Raw genomic sequence first — 17727 nt, 5'->3', positions numbered from 1 at the left:
AACAGTGCTTTAATTTTTTCTGAAAAATGTACCCTCAAATGTAGTACTATTTCCTACATTATCAACGACAATAATCTTCAAATTATTGTTGGTTTCATTAGTAATTACTTCGTCATTAAAATCATAAACCAACATGTCTGTTTTGTAATCATATTCCATTAATATAAATTTACCGTTAATGGTAGCTCTGTAGCTGCTAATTCCAGATAAGTCGTCAGATATTTTAAATTTCAAATAACGGTAATTAGACATCCATTTCTTGTCTTTAAAATTTATAGGTTGCACTAGAGGTGCGGTATTATCTACAGTTAATTTATAGGTGCCAAAGGTTCTAGTTCTTGTGGTAAATCTATTAGCTTTTTTGTAAGTAGTAGAGTAATACGGGCGCCCCCATTTGCTTACTCTAGCTATAAAAAGCTGTTCTTTATCTTCGTCATTATATCTACTTACATCAAAACCAATGGTAATGTTTTTGTGAAGAGCAACATCTGGCTGGTGCACTTTTATACTCTCCCCATCTGTGCTAATATTTAGATATTGGTCTGCGTAAAGAGCGCCTCTAGGTATATAAACGTCAAATCCATCTTCATCAAAAGCAGTAGCTTCATTAGCTTTAGCAAAATAATTAGTGGTTTTAATTGGTGTAGTTTTTATTTCTTCAGAAGAAATTTCAAGAGGTGTAATAGGTATTCTTATGGTAGAGGTGTTGCCTTCGTAATCTTTTACCTGTATGGTGTAGTTGTAATCTAAACTATCTTTTATGTTAATATAGCCTTGATCTTCTTCCCATTTAAAAATACTTAACGGATTGTTATTTTCTATAAATAGTTTTTGAACCGTTTGATTATTGTTTTGTTTTAATTCATAATCAATAAAATCATTAATATATCTAGATTCAGAAAAAGAAAATTTGTTAAAATCTACTTGTAATAGTTTTTTGCCATTCAAAAATGTTTCAATGGTGTTTAATCCATTCTTGTTAGCGGCGTAGTCTAGTAAATCAACACTATTAATACCAAAACCTATCTTACCGTAAGCTTCTATTGGTTCGGTTTTAAACTCTCCGTTGCCTAGAGGTATTACTCTTAATTTCTTTCGTTCGTTGTTTTTGTCAACGTGAGAGTTTTGCTGAATAGGGTAGGCGTAAATTCCGCGCACTATAGGGAAATGAGTATCTTTTATAGGAATACCAAATTGCATAGGATTCATCGGGCTTGCTTGGCTGTCTCTTATTTCAAAATGCAAATGAGGTCCGCCGCTACCACCACTATTTCCGCTGTAAGCAATTAGTTTGCCTTGAGTAACAGAAAGTTCTCCTGCTTTAGGGAACACTTCAATTTCATAACTTTCTTTAGCATATTGGCGTTTTTTAATATATGCTTCTATTTCAGGAGCAAATTCTTTTAAATGAGCATAAACAGAAGTATAGCCATTTGGGTGTTGTATGTATAATGCTTTGCCATAACCAAATTCAGATATTTTTATTCTGCTTACATAACCATCTGCTGTAGCCAAAACAGATAAGCCTGTTTGCTGATGAGTTTTAATATCCATACCGCTATGAAAGTGATTAGAGCGTAATTCTCCAAACGTACCAGATAATATTAACGGAATTTCAAGAGGGCTTTTAAAATAATTTTGAGGTAAATTATTTTGAGAAAAAGCACTTTGAGTAATAAGCGTAATGAAAATAATCAAAAAAAATGATTTCATAAATTGTGATGTTATAGATGTAAGGGGCTGGAGGCTAAATATAAAAACTTCTTTTAAATATGAAAACTCTACAATGTGTAAAAAATTGATGAAAAACAGTTGGCATATTGGTAAAGGTATGTTAACTTTGTTTATTAAGTATTACGTGAAGTGCAGATGAGTAAATTGGTAGAAACAGTTGATTCACTAGAGAAAAAGATTAGTAAATTATTGCATAGTTATAAAATTTTAGAGCAACAAAAACTAGAATTAGAAAATAGCTTGAAATTAATGCAAAGTAATAATCAAGAACTAACTTTAAAAATAAACTCTTTAGAAAATCAAACCAAAACACTTAAAGCTGCTAACGCAATGCTAGGCAGTAATGAATATAAAAGAGAAACAAAGCTCAAAATAAATAGCTTGATAAGAGAAATTGACCAATGTATTGTTCAACTCTCAGAATAAACGTTCTTTATGCAGAATGAAAAGTTAAAAATAAAAATATCTATTGCAGATAGGGTTTATCCTTTAACTGTATTTCCTCAGCAAGAAGAGGGATTACGTAAAGCGGCGAAAGAGATAGAAAGAGCAATTAAGCAATTTGAGCAGAGTTATGCTGTTCGTGATAAGCAAGATGTGTTGGCTATGTGTGCCTTGCAGTTTGCATCAAAAAGTGAACAGAAATCTATAAATAATAATAACCAAGTAAGTGAGGCAGAAGAAAAGTTAAATGCTTTAAATAATCTTTTGCAAGAATTCTTGGCAAAATAATACGTTCTTTAAAATAAATAAGGTTTACTGCCTGTATTAGTCATTATCTATTTGATAAACTCAACATTTTACTATTAAAAAGGGTGAGTCTAAGTTGTAAAAGCAAGCCGTCTTTGAACGGATCCTTGATCAGCTTGTTAGCCCTAAACCTGTTTTTTACGGAGTTTATACAATTACCAATGCTAATACAGGCTTTTTTTATATATATACATTAACAAAAACTATGGACATAACAACTTTAATGATAGCAGTAGTAGCAATAATTATTGGTTTAATTGCAGGCTTCTTTATATCTAAATCTTTAGATAAAAAGAAAGCTGGTTCAATTATTAATGAAGCTGAAAAAGAAGCAAAATCAATAATTAAAGAGGCAACAGCAGAAGGAGAAAATAAAAAGAAAGACAAGATACTTCAAGCAAAAGAAAAGTTTATTGAGCTAAAAGCAGAACATGAAAAAGTGATTTTAGCAAGAGATAAAAAAATTGCAGATGCAGAAAAGAGAACAAGAGATAAAGAGTCTCAAATCTCTAGCGAGTTATCTAAAAACAAAAAATTAAATAAAGAGTTTGAAGAAAAATTAAAAGACTACAATTACAGAAATGAATACCTTGAGAAAAAGCAAGAAGAGATAGATAAGCTTTTAGATAGTAAGGTAAAACAACTTGAAGTAATAAGTGGTTTAAGCGCAGAAGAAGCTAAAGAGCAGTTGGTAGAATCTTTAAAAGAATCTGCTAAAACAGATGCAATGGCTCTTATTCAAGATACAATTGAAGAGGCAAAACTTACCGCACAGCAAGAAGCAAAGAAAATTATTATAAGCACTATTCAAAGAATAGGTACAGAAGAAGCAGTAGAAAATTGTGTGTCTGTTTTTAATCTAGAAAGTGACGATGTAAAAGGTAGAATTATTGGTCGTGAAGGAAGAAATATTAGAGCAATAGAAGCTGCAACAGGTGTAGAGATTATTGTAGATGATACTCCAGAGGCAATTATTCTTTCTTGTTTTGATTCTGTAAGAAGAGAAGTAGCTAGATTATCTTTACATAAATTAGTAACAGATGGTAGAATTCACCCAGCAAGAATTGAAGAGGTGGTGAAGAAAACCCGCAAGCAAATAGATGAAGAGATTATAGATATAGGTAAGCGTACAGTGATAGATTTAGGTATTCACGGTTTACATCCAGAATTAATAAAAACAGTAGGTAGAATGAAATATCGTTCTTCTTACGGTCAAAATTTATTACAACACTCTAGAGAGGTTGCAAAGCTTTGTGGTGTAATGGCGGCAGAGTTAGGGCTTAACCCAAAATTAGCTAAAAGAGCAGGACTGTTGCATGATATAGGTAAAGTGCCAGATACAGAAACAGAAGTACCTCACGCAATTTTAGGGATGCAATGGGCAGAAAAATACGGAGAAAAGCCAGATGTATGTAACGCAATTGGAGCTCACCACGATGAGGTAGAAATGACATCTTTATTATCTCCTATAGTTCAAGTGTGTGATGCTATTAGTGGAGCAAGACCAGGAGCAAGACGCCAAGTATTAGATTCTTATATCCAACGTTTAAAAGATTTAGAAGAAATAGCATTTGGTTTTGGTGGAGTGAAAAAAGCTTACGCAATACAAGCAGGTAGAGAATTACGTGTAATTGTAGAGAGTGAAAAAGTAAATGATGATAAAGCAAGTAATTTATCATTTGAGATTTCGCAAAAAATTCAAACAGATATGACATATCCTGGTCAGGTTAAAGTAACTGTAATTAGAGAGACTAGAGCAGTTAATATTGCGAAATAAATAAAATTACAATGTATTTATTTTAAAAGTCACGGTTAATGCCGTGGCTTTTTTTATTTTTATCAAAATTGAGATTGAAAATATATTTTTTTTAGACAACTCTCAAAGTTATATTTGTATTAAAATAATTATTATGAAGCTTAACCTTACCAAGCCAATTTGTTTTTTTGATTTAGAAACTACAGGAACAAATATTGCAAAAGATAGAATTGTAGAAATTGCAATACTTAAAATATTTCCTAACGGAAATAAAGAGAGTTTTACTTGGCGTGTAAACCCAGAAATGAATATTCCTGCAGAAACAACTAAAATTCACGGTATTTCTAACGAAGATGTTGCAAATGAGCCTACTTTTAAAGAGTTGAGTAAAAAAATCTACACCATGATTAAAGGTTGTGATTTAGGAGGTTACAATAGCAATAGGTTTGATATACCTTTGTTGGCAGAAGAGTTTTTAAGAGCAGATGTAGATTTTGATATTAAAAATTCTGTAGCGGTAGATGTACAAACTATCTTTCATAAAAAAGAAAAAAGAACACTAGAAGCAGCTTATAAATTTTACTGTAATAAAGATCTTGAAAATGCACACAGTGCAGAGGCAGATACATTAGCTACTTTTGAGGTGTTAGAGTCACAATTAGATAGGTATGACGATTTAGAAAATGATACTAAATGGTTAGCAGAATTTAGCTCACATAAAAAACACGCAGATTTTGCTGGATTTATAGCATACAATAAATCTGGAGAAGAAGTGTTCTCTTTTGGTAAACATAGAGGTAAACTAGTAGAAAAAGTTTTAGAAGACGAGCCAGGTTATTACAACTGGATTCAGAATGCAGATTTTCCTCTGTATACAAAAAAAGTATTAACCTCTATAAAATTAAGAAAGTTAACAGAAAAGCTTAATTAGTATGAAGATTATCTGTATAGGAAGAAATTATGCTGAGCATATAGCAGAATTAGGAAGTGAAAAACCTGAAGAGCCTGTTATTTTTTTAAAGCCAGACACTTCTATTTTGTTAAAAAAACAACCCTTTTTTATTCCAGATTTCTCTAATAATGTTCATTATGAAGTAGAATTATTAGTAAAAATTAAAAAAGTAGGTAAATACATTCAAGAGAAATTTGCTCATAAATATTATGATGAAATTGGTTTAGGTATAGATTTTACAGCTAGAGATCTTCAATCTACATTAAAAAAGAAAGGCCTACCTTGGGAAAAATCAAAATGTTTTGATGGCTCTGCGGTTATAGGAGAAACCTGGATAAATAAAAAAGAATTCTCTAACTTAAACAACATCAATTTTACATTAAAGAAAAATGATGAGTTAGTGCAACAGGGTAACACAGAATATATGCTTTGGAAGATAGATGAAATAATAGCCTACGTATCTCAGTTTTTTACTTTAAAAATAGGAGATGTTATCTTTACCGGTACGCCGTCTGGAGTCGGTAAAGTAGAGCCTAATGATAGGCTGGTAGGAGCTATTGAGAGTAGCAAAATATTTGATATAAACATTAAATAATGAAACCTTATAATTTAGAAGAACTTCGATTGTTGGCAGATGGTGATGAGGATTTTTTTATAGAAATGCTTAAAACATTTACAGAAGAATTACCAAACGATATTATTGAGATGAATAATGCTATAGATAATGGTAACGCTTCTTTAGCTTACCAAGTAGCTCATAAAATGAAACCTAACCTTCAAATGTTTGGGTTAGATTTAGGGCAGCATATTAAAGTTTTAGAACAATGGTTTAAGTCTAGTCTTCAGTTAGAAGAAGTCTTACCGCACGCTAAAACCATTTCTAGTAAAGTAAATTTAGTATGTAGTGAATTAAAGCAAGATTATAATTTATAATGAAAGCTGAAATAATAACGATTGGAGATGAAATATTAATTGGTCAAATTGTAGATACAAACTCTGCGTTTATTGGTCAAGAACTTAATAAAATAGGAATAGATGTACAGCAAATTACCTCTATTCAAGATGAAGAAAATCAAATACTTTCTAGTTTAAAAGAAGCTTCTCAAAGAGCTAATTTGGTAATAGTAACAGGTGGTTTAGGTCCTACAAAAGATGATATTACAAAAAAAACTTTCTGTAAGTATTTTAACGATCAGCTAATACTTAATCAAAGTGTGCTAGAACATGTAGAAGAGCTTTTTAAGAAGTATGTGAAAGATCCTATTTCAGATATGAATAGAGGGCAGGCTTACATTCCATCTAAAGCAGAAGCGCTCTTTAATTTTCACGGTACGGCACCAGGAATGTGGGTAGAAGAAAATGAAGTAGTTTATATATCGTTACCTGGAGTTCCGTTTGAGATGAAAGAGTTAATGATTAACTCAGTAATCCCTAAACTTCAAAATCATTTTAAACGCCCTTTTATTATCCATAAAACAGTTTTAACTTATGGGATGGGAGAAAGTGCAATTGCTGAAAAAATTGAAGATTGGGAAAATAACTTACCAAAATTTATCAAATTAGCTTATTTGCCTGGTTTAGGTAGAGTGAGGTTAAGGCTTTCTGCAAGAGGTGATAATGAAAAGGTATTGCTAGATGAGTTAGATAAGCAATTAAGTGCGCTAGACGGCTTAATAGGTGATATTATTAAAGGGTATGAGGGTAATGGTAGCTTAGAAGATCAAATAGCTCAAAAGTTTATAAGTCTTGGCAAAACAGTTACCACAGCAGAGAGTTGCACAGGAGGTAGAATTGCCTCAAAACTAACAGCTATACCTGGTTCTTCTAAATTTTTTAAAGGCGGTTTGGTAACGTATGAAACAGCTACAAAAAACTATGTATTAGGGATATCTCAAGAGGTGATAGATAAATATTCTGTAGTTAGTAAAGAAATTACAGAAGAAATGGCTGTAAAAGCTAGAAAACTATTTCAAACAGATTACGCAATTGCTACTACAGGAAATGCTGGCCCAACTAAAGGAGATAGTGATGCAGAAATAGGGACAGTTTTTATAGCGATAGCTTCTAAAAATGGAGTAGAGGTGTATGAAAATCACCTTGGAGCACAACGAGAAAAAGTAATAGAAAAAGCAGTTTATAAGGCTTTAGGTCTTATTTTAGATGAATTAAATAAATAATTAAATATTTTTTATACATTCACTTGTATATAAGGTAAAATTATCGTTAATTTGCAGCCTGTTTTGAAATAACGAGAAAAGATTAGAAAAAATGTCAAGAGTTTGTGAACTTACGGGGAAAAAAGCAATGGTTGGGAACAATGTTTCTCACGCGATGAATAAAACCAAGCGTAAATTTAACGCTAATTTGGTTAAAAAACGTTTCTACATTCCTGAAGAAGATAAATGGATTACTTTAAAAGTGTCTACTTCTGCTTTAAAAAATATTAACAAACGAGGAATCTCTGCTGTAATCAAAGAAGCGAGAGAAAAAGGTTTCTTAAATAAGTAATCTTTTAACCTTTAATACGAAGAAAAATGGCAAAAAAAGGAAATAGAGTTCAGGTAATTTTAGAATGTACAGAGCACAAAACTTCTGGTAAACCAGGTACGTCTAGATATATTACAACTAAAAATAAAAAGAACACACCGGATAGAATGGAGTTAAAGAAATTTAACCCTATTCTTAATAAAATGACGGTTCATAAAGAAATAAAGTAATTAGTTATGGCAAAGAAATCGGTAGCATCGTTACAAACAGGATCTAAAAGGCTTACAAAAGCTATTAAGATGGTTAAATCTCCTAAATCTGGAGCTTATACATTTGTAGAGCAAATTATGGCACCTGATCAAGTAAGCGATTTTTTCAAAGAAAAATAAATCGAACTGAAAATATATAGGCCGCTTTGAAATTTTTTCAAAGCGGCTTTTTGTTTTTTGTATATTTGCAACAAATTAATCTGGGCGTTACACATAATATGTGGTTGTGATGTTAGCAGAATATTTTGTTATTTCTAATTATTAGAGATAATAAAAGTTTTGATTAATAGCTAAAAACGCAAACCAAAGTGAAACTATGAGTTTTTTTAAAAAGATTTTTTCAAAAGAAAAAAAAGAAACTTTAGACAAAGGTTTAGAAAAGTCTAAAGAAAATTTTTTTGGTAAACTAAGCAAAGCTGTTGCTGGTAAATCTAAAGTAGATGATGATGTTTTAGATGAATTAGAAGAAATATTAGTAGCAAGTGATGTAGGGGTTAAAACTACCGTTAAAATTATAGATCGTATAGAAGCGCGTGTAGCTAGAGATAAATACTTAGGTACGTCAGAGCTCGATCAAATTTTAAGAGAAGAAATTGCTGGTTTACTTAGTGAAACGGGATCTGGTGAAGCTGCAGAGTTTGTAGTACCTGATAAAAAACCATATGTAATCATGGTAGTGGGAGTAAATGGTGTTGGTAAAACAACTACTATTGGTAAACTGGCTCATCAATTTAAGCAAAAAGGTAAAAAAGTTGTGTTAGGTGCAGCAGATACTTTTAGAGCTGCAGCAATAGATCAACTACAAATATGGGCAGATAGAGTAGATGTGCCTATTGTAAAGCAAAGTATGGGGAGTGATCCTGCATCTGTTGCTTTTGATACTATACAAAGTGCAGTAAAACAAGATGCAGATATTGTTATTATAGATACTGCTGGTAGACTTCACAATAAGGTCAACTTAATGAATGAGCTTACTAAGGTAAAACGCGTTATGAAAAAAGTAGTTGATAATGTGCCAGATGAAGTTTTACTAGTGTTAGATGGTTCTACAGGGCAAAATGCATTTGAGCAAGCAAAACAATTTACTGCTGCTACAGAAGTAACATCTTTGGCAGTTACTAAATTAGATGGTACTGCAAAAGGCGGAGTAGTAATAGGTATTAGTGATCAGTTTCAAATTCCTGTTAAATATATAGGAGTGGGAGAAGGTATGGAAGATTTACAAGTTTTTAATAAATTAGAATTTGTAGATTCTTTCTTTAAAAAGAAGGTTTAATGTCAGAATTAGAAAATAGACCTAAGCCCTTTTCTAAAGATAGATTTAAAGTAACTGCTTGTAAATTAATTTTCTTTTACAGTGTTTTTTATGTAGTTATGAAAATTACAGCAGTGTTTAATAATTATCCTGTAAAAGCTTCTTTAATTATAAGTGCTCCTTTTTTATTACTCTCACTTTGGGGAGGTTTGGTTGTTAAAAAACATACATATAATTGGTTATACGTGATTGTTGGTGTAATTGTAATATCACTAATTAGATATTACGAATTAAAAATTTTCAATTATATAATTCTAGAATAAAAAATTCTAATTACCTGGGTAAAACTTATACTTTCTTTAATTAAAGTAGTTAACCTTTTATAATTCATAATTATATTATTTAATTTTTTCAGAATAATATATATTCATTCATAATATTTAGATTCATAGATGCTTATTGTCTAAGCATTTTTATCTTTGCGCACATTTTAATAAGAATATGAGAACAAAGTCATTAAAGAAAAACAAGATTAATGTAGTTACTTTAGGTTGTAGTAAAAATATTTACGACTCTGAAGTATTGATGGGACAGCTAAAAGCAAATAATAAAGAAGTTGTTCACGAAGAAGAAGGTAATGTGGTGGTGATTAATACTTGTGGATTTATAGATAATGCTAAAGAGCAATCTGTAAATACTATCTTAGACTTTGTACAGAAAAAAGAAGAAGGCTTAGTAGATAAAGTTTTTGTTACAGGGTGTTTGTCTGAGCGTTACAAACCAGATTTACAACAAGAAATTCCTGATGTAGATCAGTATTTTGGAACTACAGAACTACCATCTTTGTTAAAAGCATTAGGCGCAGATTATAAGCATGAATTAATAGGGGAGAGAATCACTACCACTCCAAAAAATTATGCATTTTTAAAAATAGCAGAAGGTTGTGATCGTCCTTGTTCATTTTGTGCTATTCCGTTAATGCGTGGCGGGCATAAATCTACTCCAATAGAAAATTTAGTAAAAGAGGCTCAGAATCTTGCTAAAGATGGAGTAAAAGAATTAATATTAATTGCTCAAGACTTAACTTATTACGGATTAGATTTATATAAAAAACGTGCTTTAGCAGAGCTTCTAAAAGAACTTGTAAAAGTAGAAGGTATAGAGTGGATTCGTCTTCATTATGCTTTTCCAACAGGTTTCCCGATGGATGTTTTAGAGGTAATGAATAATGAACCAAAAATTTGTAATTATTTAGATATACCACTTCAACACATTTCAGATGATTTATTAAAATCTATGAGACGTGGTACCACTCATAAAAAAACTACAGATCTTATCTATAAATTTAGAGAGATTGTACCTCAAATGACTATTAGAACAACATTAATTGTTGGTTACCCAGGAGAAACAGAAGAGCACTTTCAAGAGCTTAAAGAATGGGTTAAAGAAATGCGTTTTGAGCGTTTAGGTTGCTTTACTTATTCTCATGAAGAAAACACACACGCTTATAATTTAGAAGATGATGTACCAGAAGAAGTAAAACAAGAAAGAGCTAATGAGATTATGGAAATTCAATCTCAAATTTCTTGGGAACTTAATCAGCAAAAAATAGGGCAAACATTTAAATGTGTGATAGATCGTAAAGAAGGTAATTACTTTGTTGGTAGAACAGAGCATGACTCTCCAGATGTAGATAATGAAGTGTTAATTGATGCTACAAAAACCTATCTAAAAACAGGTGAGTTTGCACAAATAAAAATAACAGAAGCCGCAGATTTTGATTTGTATGGTGAGCCTGTAAAATAATTTTTTAATTGTTATTTGTAATACTCAAAAAGGTAATTGTTTTTTTTAATAATTACCTTTTTTTTAAAGTCTTTAACTAAAAAATAATTGATAAAATAAGCACTTAACGTATATTTGAAGTTTTTGAGAAACTTAAATTTATGGACGACTGTATTTCTTATCGAGACACACATTATTTTTCAGATTTAATGTTAGATTATTTAGATGAAAAAGAAATACTTAGAGAGTTTTATCACCATTTTCCTACCTTAGAAAATTTCAAAAAACAAATAGAAGAGAAAAATTTATCTTTCCCTCAAGAAAGTAGAATTGCCTTATCTTCTGCATTAATAAAACAATATTCATCTCTTAATATTTCTGAAGAGACTACTGTAAATTTAGATTTACTTCAACAAAGCAATACATTTACCATTACCACAGGTCACCAGTTAAACCTCTTTACAGGACCATTATATTTTTTATATAAAATTATCTCTGTTATTAATTTAGTTGAACAATTAAAAGAAGAGTACTCTACGCATAATTTTGTTCCTATTTATTGGATGGCAACAGAAGATCATGATTTTGAAGAAATTAATTATTTTAATTTTAAAGAAAATAAAATACAATGGGATAGTGAGCAAACTGGAGCTGTTGGAGAGTTTGCCACCAAGGGTTTAGAAGAGGTGTTGACTAAATTTAAAGATCAATTAAACAAATCTAAAGCAGCAGAAGAAATTTTAGCTTTGTTTAAAAACGCCTATTTAAAACATACCAATCTTACAGAAGCAACAAGATATTTGGCTAACGAGTTATTTGGTAAATACGGTTTAGTTATTGTAGACGGTAATGATAATAACCTAAAAAAAATGTTTGCTCCGTATGTAAAAGAAGAATTGTTAAACCAATTATCTTCTGTTGAAGTAGAAAAAACAGCACAAAAGCTTAAAAGTCTAGGTTATAAAGCTCAAGTAAATGCTAGAGAAATCAATCTTTTTTATTTAACTGAAGGTATTAGAGAGCGTATTATAAAAGAGGATAATTATTTTTTTGTAAACAACACAGAAATTAAATTCTCTGAATCTGAAATTTTAGAAGAATTAAAAAACTATCCAGAGCGTTTTTCTCCTAACGTAATTATGCGTCCCCTTTACCAAGAGGTAATCTTACCTAATTTATGCTATGTTGGTGGTGGCGGTGAGTTAGCTTATTGGTTAGAATTTAAAAATTATTTTGAAGCTTCAGCAATTACATTTCCGGTACTTTTGTTAAGAAACTCAGTATTATTAGTTTCAGAAAAACAAAATAAAAAGCTTCAAAACTTAAAAACTGAGATATCAGAACTATTTTTAGATCAATCTACTTTAAAAACAGTAAAGACCAATCAAATCTCTGAAATTAAAATAGATTTTAGTCCTCAAAAAGAACAATTAGCTACTCAGTTTAAAGAGTTATATGTACTTGCAGAAAAAACAGACTCTTCTTTTATAGGAGCTGTAGAGGCACAAGAAAAGAAACAGATTAAAGGTCTTCATCATTTAGAAAAAAGATTATTAAAAGCTCAAAAAAGAAAGTTAAAAGATGAACTGTGTAGAGTAACTCAGTTGCAAGATGAGCTTTTTCCTAAGCAAAGTTTACAAGAAAGAAATAGAAATTTTAGTGAGTTTTATCAAATTTATGGTTCTTCCTTAATTCAGCAATTAAAAGAACAATTAAAACCCCTAGAGTTAAATTTTTCAATTATTTATTTATCATAATAGCTCTAAAGCTATAAAAAACAATCCTCATGAAAAGTATGCATTCCATAGATATCAATACGGTTGAAATGACCTTAGATATTATGAAATATGCCATCAATAGAATATCTAATACAGAACCAGAACTTGGAGCGCCTAAAAAAGAAGAAGATCTTCTAAAAATTGTAGGAGAGACGGTTACTAAAGAAGGGATTGGTGGAGAAAATGCTTTTCACTTATTTAAAGATGTTCTTGCTAAAGCTACAGTACCAGTAGATCACCCAAGACACTTGGCTTTTGTGCCAGCGGCACCAACAAGAGCTGCAATTTTATTTGATCTGGTAACCTCTGCAGCAAGTATACACGGTGCTTATTGGATGACAGGTGGAGGCGGTATTTTTTGTGAAAATCAAGCAATGAAATGGCTAGTCTCTTTAACAGGTTTACCAGATGGTGCGTTTGGGGTTTTTACCAGTGGAGGTACTAGTGCTAACTTATCTGCAATGACAGCAGCAAGAGAAGCTTGGAGAGATAAAAATGAGGAGAATAAAGCATTTAAAGCGCTTTTAATTACTTCTAGTGGAGCTCACTCTTCTGTAAAATCTATGGCAAAAGTAATAGATGCAGACATTATTTTAATAGATGATGATGAGGAAGATAGGCTAACCGGTAAATGGCTTCAAAAAGCTATAGATGATTTAAGCGAAATAGACAGAAAAAGACTTTTTGCAGTAGTAGCTACTGGTGGTACTACCAATGCCGGAATTATAGATGAGCTAGATACTGTAGCAGAAATTTGCAAAAAAGAAGAACTTTGGTTTCACGTAGATGCAGCTTATGGCGGTGGAGCTTTAGCAGCACCATCTGTAAGACATTTATTTAAAGGAATAGAAAAAGCAGATAGTATTACTATAGATCCGCATAAGTGGATGTTTTCTCCTTATGATTGTGGAGCAGTAATTTATAAAGATTTAGAATTAGCTAAAAATGCACACTCTCAAAAAGGTTCTTATTTAGATATTTTTAAAGATGAAGGTGCGCAAGGTTTTAATCCAGCAGACTACCAAATACAATTAACAAGGCGCTTAAGAGGATTACCATTATGGTTTTCTTTAGCTATGCACGGTACAGAAAAATATACAGAAGCTATAGAGAGAGGTTTGTTTCTTGCGCAAAGTGCAGCAAAGAAAATTGAAGCTATAGATCATCTAGAGTTAGTAAGAGAACCTAGTCTTTCTTGTGTGTTGTTTAGAAGAAAAGGTTGGTCACCAGACGATTATAGAGATTGGACCTACGCAAACCATAAATCAGGTTTAGCCTTAGTAACACCAACTAAATGGACAAAATACGGAGAATCAGAAACTATTTCTAGATTTTGTTTTATAAACCCAGATACTACAGAAGAAGATATAGATAATATATTAGCTTCTATGAAATAAACTATAGACCATTAAATTAAACTAATTATCAACTTTGAGGGAAAAATAATTAATTAATCAATTTGAAATTTACCCCAAATTCTTACTTTTGCCTATGCAAAATAACGTACTTATATTAGATTTCGGTTCACAGTATACACAACTTATCGCAAGACGAGTTAGAGAGTTAAATATCTACTGTGAAATCCATCCGTTTAACAAATTACCGGAAAATTTAGAAGAGTTTAAAGCCGTGATATTATCAGGAAGCCCATTTTCTGTTCGTGCAGAAGATGCTCCGCATCCAGATTTATCTAATATTAGAGGTAAAGTGCCTATGTTGGCAGTTTGCTATGGCGCACAATACTTGGCCCATTTTCACGGCGGTAAAGTAGAACCTTCTGCAACAAGAGAATATGGTAGAGCTAACTTATCTATCATTAAAGATGAAGAAGAATTGTTTGATGCAATTACAGAAAATTCTCAAGTTTGGATGTCTCATAGTGATACTATTAAAGAGTTACCAGAAAATGGAGTTAGACTTGCTAGTACACACGACGTATTAAATGCAGCTTATAGAATTGACGGTGAGCAAACTTACGCAATACAATTTCATCCAGAAGTATACCACTCTACAGACGGAAAGCAGTTATTAGAAAACTTTTTAGTTAAAATAGCAGGAGTAGAGCAAGAATGGACACCAGAAGCATTTGTAGATTTAACTGTAGAAGATTTAAAGAAACAAATTGGTAATGAAAAAGTTGTTCTTGGTTTAAGCGGAGGTGTAGATAGTACAGTTGCTGCAGTTTTGTTAAATAAGGCAATTGGTGATAATCTATACTGTATATTTGTAAATAATGGTTTATTACGTAAAAATGAATTTGAAAGCGTTTTAGATCAATACAAAGACATGGGCTTAAATGTAAAAGGAGTAGATGCTTCGGCACGTTTCTTAGATGCCCTTAAAGGAATTAGTGATCCTGAAGAAAAAAGAAAAACAATTGGTCGCTCATTTATAGAAGTTTTTGATGATGAAGCACACCTTTTAACAGATGTAAAGTTTTTAGCACAAGGTACTATTTACCCAGATGTGATAGAATCAATTTCTGTTAACGGACCTTCAGCAACCATAAAATCACACCATAACGTTGGTGGTTTACCAGATTTTATGAAACTAAAAGTGGTAGAGCCGTTACGTATGTTGTTTAAAGACGAAGTAAGAAGAGTAGGTGCAGAGATGGGAATAGATCCTGAATTATTAGGAAGACACCCTTTCCCTGGTCCTGGTTTGGCAATTCGTATTTTAGGAGATATTACAGCAGAAAAAGTAAAAGTTTTACAAGAAGTAGATTATATTTTTATTCAAGGTCTAAAAGACTGGAATTTATATGACAAAGTTTGGCAAGCTGGAGCTATTTTACTACCTGTAAGCTCTGTAGGAGTAATGGGAGACGAGCGTACTTATGAAAAAGTGGTAGCACTTAGAGCTGTAGAATCTACAGATGGGATGACTGCAGATTGGGTGAATTTACCTTATGACTTTTTACAGAAAACCTCTAATTCTATAATAAATAAAGTAAAAGGCGTTAATAGAGTAGTATACGATATTAGCTCAAAACCACCTGCTACTATTGAGTGGGAATAATCAAATTTGAATGAAAAAGAACTGTTTATTTTTTTTGTTAATTGTATTTTTTAGTTTTCAAACTTTTGCACAAAATTTTGAAACTCACAAGGTAAAACAGGGAGAAACTGTTTCCTCATTAGCAAAGAAATATGATGTTTCAGAAAAAAGTATTTATAAATTTAATCCTGATGCTAAAAAAGGAAATTTAGTAGGGACGGTTTTAGTGATCCCTGTTGGTAAATCTACAGACGTTAGAAACCTAGAAACTCCTTCAGTATTAAACTTTAAAGAGTATAAAGTTAAAAGAAGGGAAACACTTTATAGCATCGCTAAGAAAAATGATATTTCTGTAGACGATCTTAAAAAGTATAATAACTATCTTTATAACAATGAGCTAGGAAAAGGAGATGTAATTAAAATTCCTGTTTTTAGTGAAAAAGATACTATAAATATTAATAATTCAGTTCAAAATTCAACATTTGAAAACTTAAAACATATTGTATTACCTAAAGAAGGTAAGCTTGCTATTGCAAGAAAATATGGTATGACGCTAGAACAATTAAATACCTTAAACCCAGGTGTAAATGATTTACAACCTGGGCAGGTATTAAATGTAATTAACCCGCAAAATAAAGATTCTTTAGCTGCACAACAAGGTGTTGGTAATAGTGATAATTTTATTAGCTACACAGTACAACCTAAAGAAAATTATTACAGACTAACAAAACGTTTTAATACTACTAAAGAAGCTTTAATAGCAAATAATCCTATATTAGAAGAAGAAGGTCTAGAGGCTGGGATGACTATTAAAATACCAAAGCCTAACAATATGGTTGGTGATTCTTTAGTAATTTCTAATACAAAAATTATCACATTAGAAAACTATATTACTAATAGAAGTAAAAAGAATTTAGCAATTATGCTCCCTTTTTCTTTAGATAAATTTAAAAGTAATGGGGCAGATAAAGAAGAAATTTTAAAAAACGATAGAGTAACTAGAGTTTCTTTAGATTTTTATAGTGGTGTAGTTTCTGCAATAGATTCTGTTCAAAAATTAGGTATTCCTATTAATGCTAAAATATTTGATACAGAGAAAAGTGGATCCAAATTAGATGAAATTTTAAGAAATAATGATTTTTCTAACTATCAAGCTGTAATTGGTCCCCTTTTAACTAATAATGTAGAAAAGGCTTCTAAGTTTTTTAATAAATACCAAATTCCTGTATTCTCTCCTTTAATAGATGCAGAATTAAACGGGGAAGAAAACCTTTTTCAAACTAGACCATCTCAGTTAATGATGGAAAAAACATTAATAACCTATATAGATAGTTTAAAAGAAGGTAAAAACCTTATTATTTTAGCAGATGATAAACATGAGTATTTAAAAAGTAAATTATCTTACACTTTTCCTGAAGCTAAAGTAGTAACGCAAAAAAAAGCTGAGTACATGCAAAATTCAGATTTGATTGCTGTACTATCTAAAGAAAAAGAAAATTGGTTTATTTTAGAATCTGATGATTTAGAGCTAATAAGTAATGCAACATCTTACCTTAATGCTTTATCTACAAGATATAAAATTAGAGTTTTTACTTCTGATAAAAGTGAGCCTTACGAAGATGAAATTTCTAACGCTTACTTAAGTAATTTAAACTTTACTTATGCTTCGGTATCAAAAGAATGTGAAACTTTTGAAGAAAATTCTTTCGTGAAATCTTACATACAAGACTATGGTATTTTGCCAAGTAAATTTGCAACTAGAGGTTTTGATTTAACCTACGATCTTATATTAAGATTAGCAGTAGATGACGATTTTTATAAGGGTTTAGAGCTAGAAGGAGTGTCTGAGCACGTAGAAAATAAATTTAGTTATCATAAAAAAATGATAGGTGGTTATTATAATGACGCTGCTTACCTTATTAAGTATGAAGAAGGTTTAAAACTTAAAGTAGTAAATTAAT

At 31.1% G+C, this 17727-nt stretch carries 18 protein-coding genes and 1 other RNA gene; 18 read left to right on the top strand and 1 reads right to left on the bottom strand.

Features of this window, described 5'->3' with window-relative positions:
• Positions 1-9: 9 nt before the first annotated feature.
• Positions 10-1713 carry a M23 family metallopeptidase gene (locus BUC03_RS07765; protein ID WP_073149969.1) on the bottom strand — a complete coding sequence of 568 codons (1704 nt, stop codon included), beginning with the start codon at positions 1711-1713 and terminating at the stop codon, positions 10-12.
• 156 nt (positions 1714-1869) lie between these two features.
• Between BUC03_RS07765 and BUC03_RS07755 the strand changes: the two genes are divergently transcribed.
• From BUC03_RS07755 to BUC03_RS07670, 18 genes are all read left to right on the top strand, one after another.
• Positions 1870-2160 carry a hypothetical protein gene (locus BUC03_RS07755; protein ID WP_073149963.1) on the top strand — a complete coding sequence of 97 codons (291 nt, stop codon included), beginning with the start codon at positions 1870-1872 and terminating at the stop codon, positions 2158-2160.
• 9 nt (positions 2161-2169) lie between these two features.
• Positions 2170-2466, top strand: a complete 297-nt coding sequence (locus tag BUC03_RS07750) for a cell division protein ZapA (RefSeq protein WP_073149961.1) — start codon at positions 2170-2172, stop codon at positions 2464-2466.
• 58 nt (positions 2467-2524) lie between these two features.
• Positions 2525-2633, top strand: a non-coding RNA gene (gene ssrS, locus BUC03_RS07745) — 6S RNA.
• A gap of 56 nt (positions 2634-2689) precedes the next feature.
• A complete protein-coding gene (rny, locus tag BUC03_RS07740; protein ID WP_073150094.1) occupies positions 2690-4261 on the top strand; it encodes a ribonuclease Y in 1572 nt (523 codons plus the stop codon).
• Positions 4262-4394: 133 nt separating this feature from the next.
• On the top strand, positions 4395-5171 hold the full coding sequence (locus BUC03_RS07735) for a 3'-5' exonuclease (protein WP_073150092.1): 777 nt from the start codon (positions 4395-4397) through the stop codon (positions 5169-5171).
• Position 5172: 1 nt separating this feature from the next.
• The gene (locus BUC03_RS07730; RefSeq protein WP_073149958.1) at positions 5173-5787 is read left to right on the top strand and encodes a fumarylacetoacetate hydrolase family protein; all 615 of its coding nucleotides are present in this window, start codon (positions 5173-5175) and stop codon (positions 5785-5787) included.
• The gene (locus BUC03_RS07725) at positions 5787-6125 is read left to right on the top strand and encodes an Hpt domain-containing protein (RefSeq protein ID WP_073149955.1); all 339 of its coding nucleotides are present in this window, start codon (positions 5787-5789) and stop codon (positions 6123-6125) included. The genes BUC03_RS07730 and BUC03_RS07725 overlap by 1 nt, the downstream gene beginning before the upstream one ends.
• Positions 6125-7369, top strand: a complete 1245-nt coding sequence (locus BUC03_RS07720) for a competence/damage-inducible protein A (protein WP_073149952.1) — start codon at positions 6125-6127, stop codon at positions 7367-7369. The genes BUC03_RS07725 and BUC03_RS07720 overlap by 1 nt, the downstream gene beginning before the upstream one ends.
• Before the next feature lie 91 nt (positions 7370-7460).
• Complete coding sequence (gene rpmB / locus BUC03_RS07715; protein ID WP_027884678.1) at positions 7461-7700, top strand: 50S ribosomal protein L28; 240 nt, start codon at positions 7461-7463, stop codon at positions 7698-7700.
• 26 nt (positions 7701-7726) lie between these two features.
• Positions 7727-7909: a 50S ribosomal protein L33 gene (rpmG, locus tag BUC03_RS07710; protein ID WP_027884677.1), complete on the top strand. Its 183-nt coding sequence runs from the start codon at positions 7727-7729 to the stop codon at positions 7907-7909.
• 6 nt (positions 7910-7915) lie between these two features.
• Positions 7916-8068 (top strand): DUF4295 domain-containing protein, encoded by a 153-nt coding sequence (locus BUC03_RS07705; protein WP_073149949.1) that lies wholly within the window; start codon positions 7916-7918, stop codon positions 8066-8068.
• Between the two features lie 196 nt (positions 8069-8264).
• Positions 8265-9224 (top strand): signal recognition particle-docking protein FtsY, encoded by a 960-nt coding sequence (gene ftsY, locus BUC03_RS07700; RefSeq protein ID WP_073149947.1) that lies wholly within the window; start codon positions 8265-8267, stop codon positions 9222-9224.
• Positions 9224-9526 (top strand): hypothetical protein, encoded by a 303-nt coding sequence (locus BUC03_RS07695; protein WP_073149945.1) that lies wholly within the window; start codon positions 9224-9226, stop codon positions 9524-9526. Before ftsY ends, BUC03_RS07695 begins: the two co-directional genes overlap by 1 nt.
• Positions 9527-9704: 178 nt before the next feature.
• Positions 9705-11009 (top strand): 30S ribosomal protein S12 methylthiotransferase RimO, encoded by a 1305-nt coding sequence (gene rimO / locus BUC03_RS07690; RefSeq protein WP_073149943.1) that lies wholly within the window; start codon positions 9705-9707, stop codon positions 11007-11009.
• Positions 11010-11149: 140 nt separating this feature from the next.
• Entirely contained in the window at positions 11150-12745 is a 1596-nt protein-coding gene (bshC, locus tag BUC03_RS07685; protein WP_073149941.1) for a bacillithiol biosynthesis cysteine-adding enzyme BshC, read from the top strand.
• Between the two features lie 29 nt (positions 12746-12774).
• Positions 12775-14163, top strand: a complete 1389-nt coding sequence (locus BUC03_RS07680) for a pyridoxal phosphate-dependent decarboxylase family protein (protein WP_073149939.1) — start codon at positions 12775-12777, stop codon at positions 14161-14163.
• 94 nt (positions 14164-14257) lie between these two features.
• Positions 14258-15787: a glutamine-hydrolyzing GMP synthase gene (guaA, locus tag BUC03_RS07675; protein ID WP_073149937.1), complete on the top strand. Its 1530-nt coding sequence runs from the start codon at positions 14258-14260 to the stop codon at positions 15785-15787.
• Between the two features lie 10 nt (positions 15788-15797).
• A complete protein-coding gene (locus BUC03_RS07670) occupies positions 15798-17726 on the top strand; it encodes a PBP1 and LysM peptidoglycan-binding domain-containing protein (RefSeq protein ID WP_073149935.1) in 1929 nt (642 codons plus the stop codon).
• Position 17727 lies beyond the last annotated feature (1 nt).

The sequence above is a fragment of the Mesonia phycicola genome, assembly GCF_900141885.1.
Classification (GTDB): Bacteria; Bacteroidota; Bacteroidia; order Flavobacteriales; family Flavobacteriaceae; genus Mesonia; species Mesonia phycicola.
This window is presented reverse-complemented; position numbering and strand designations above follow the sequence as displayed.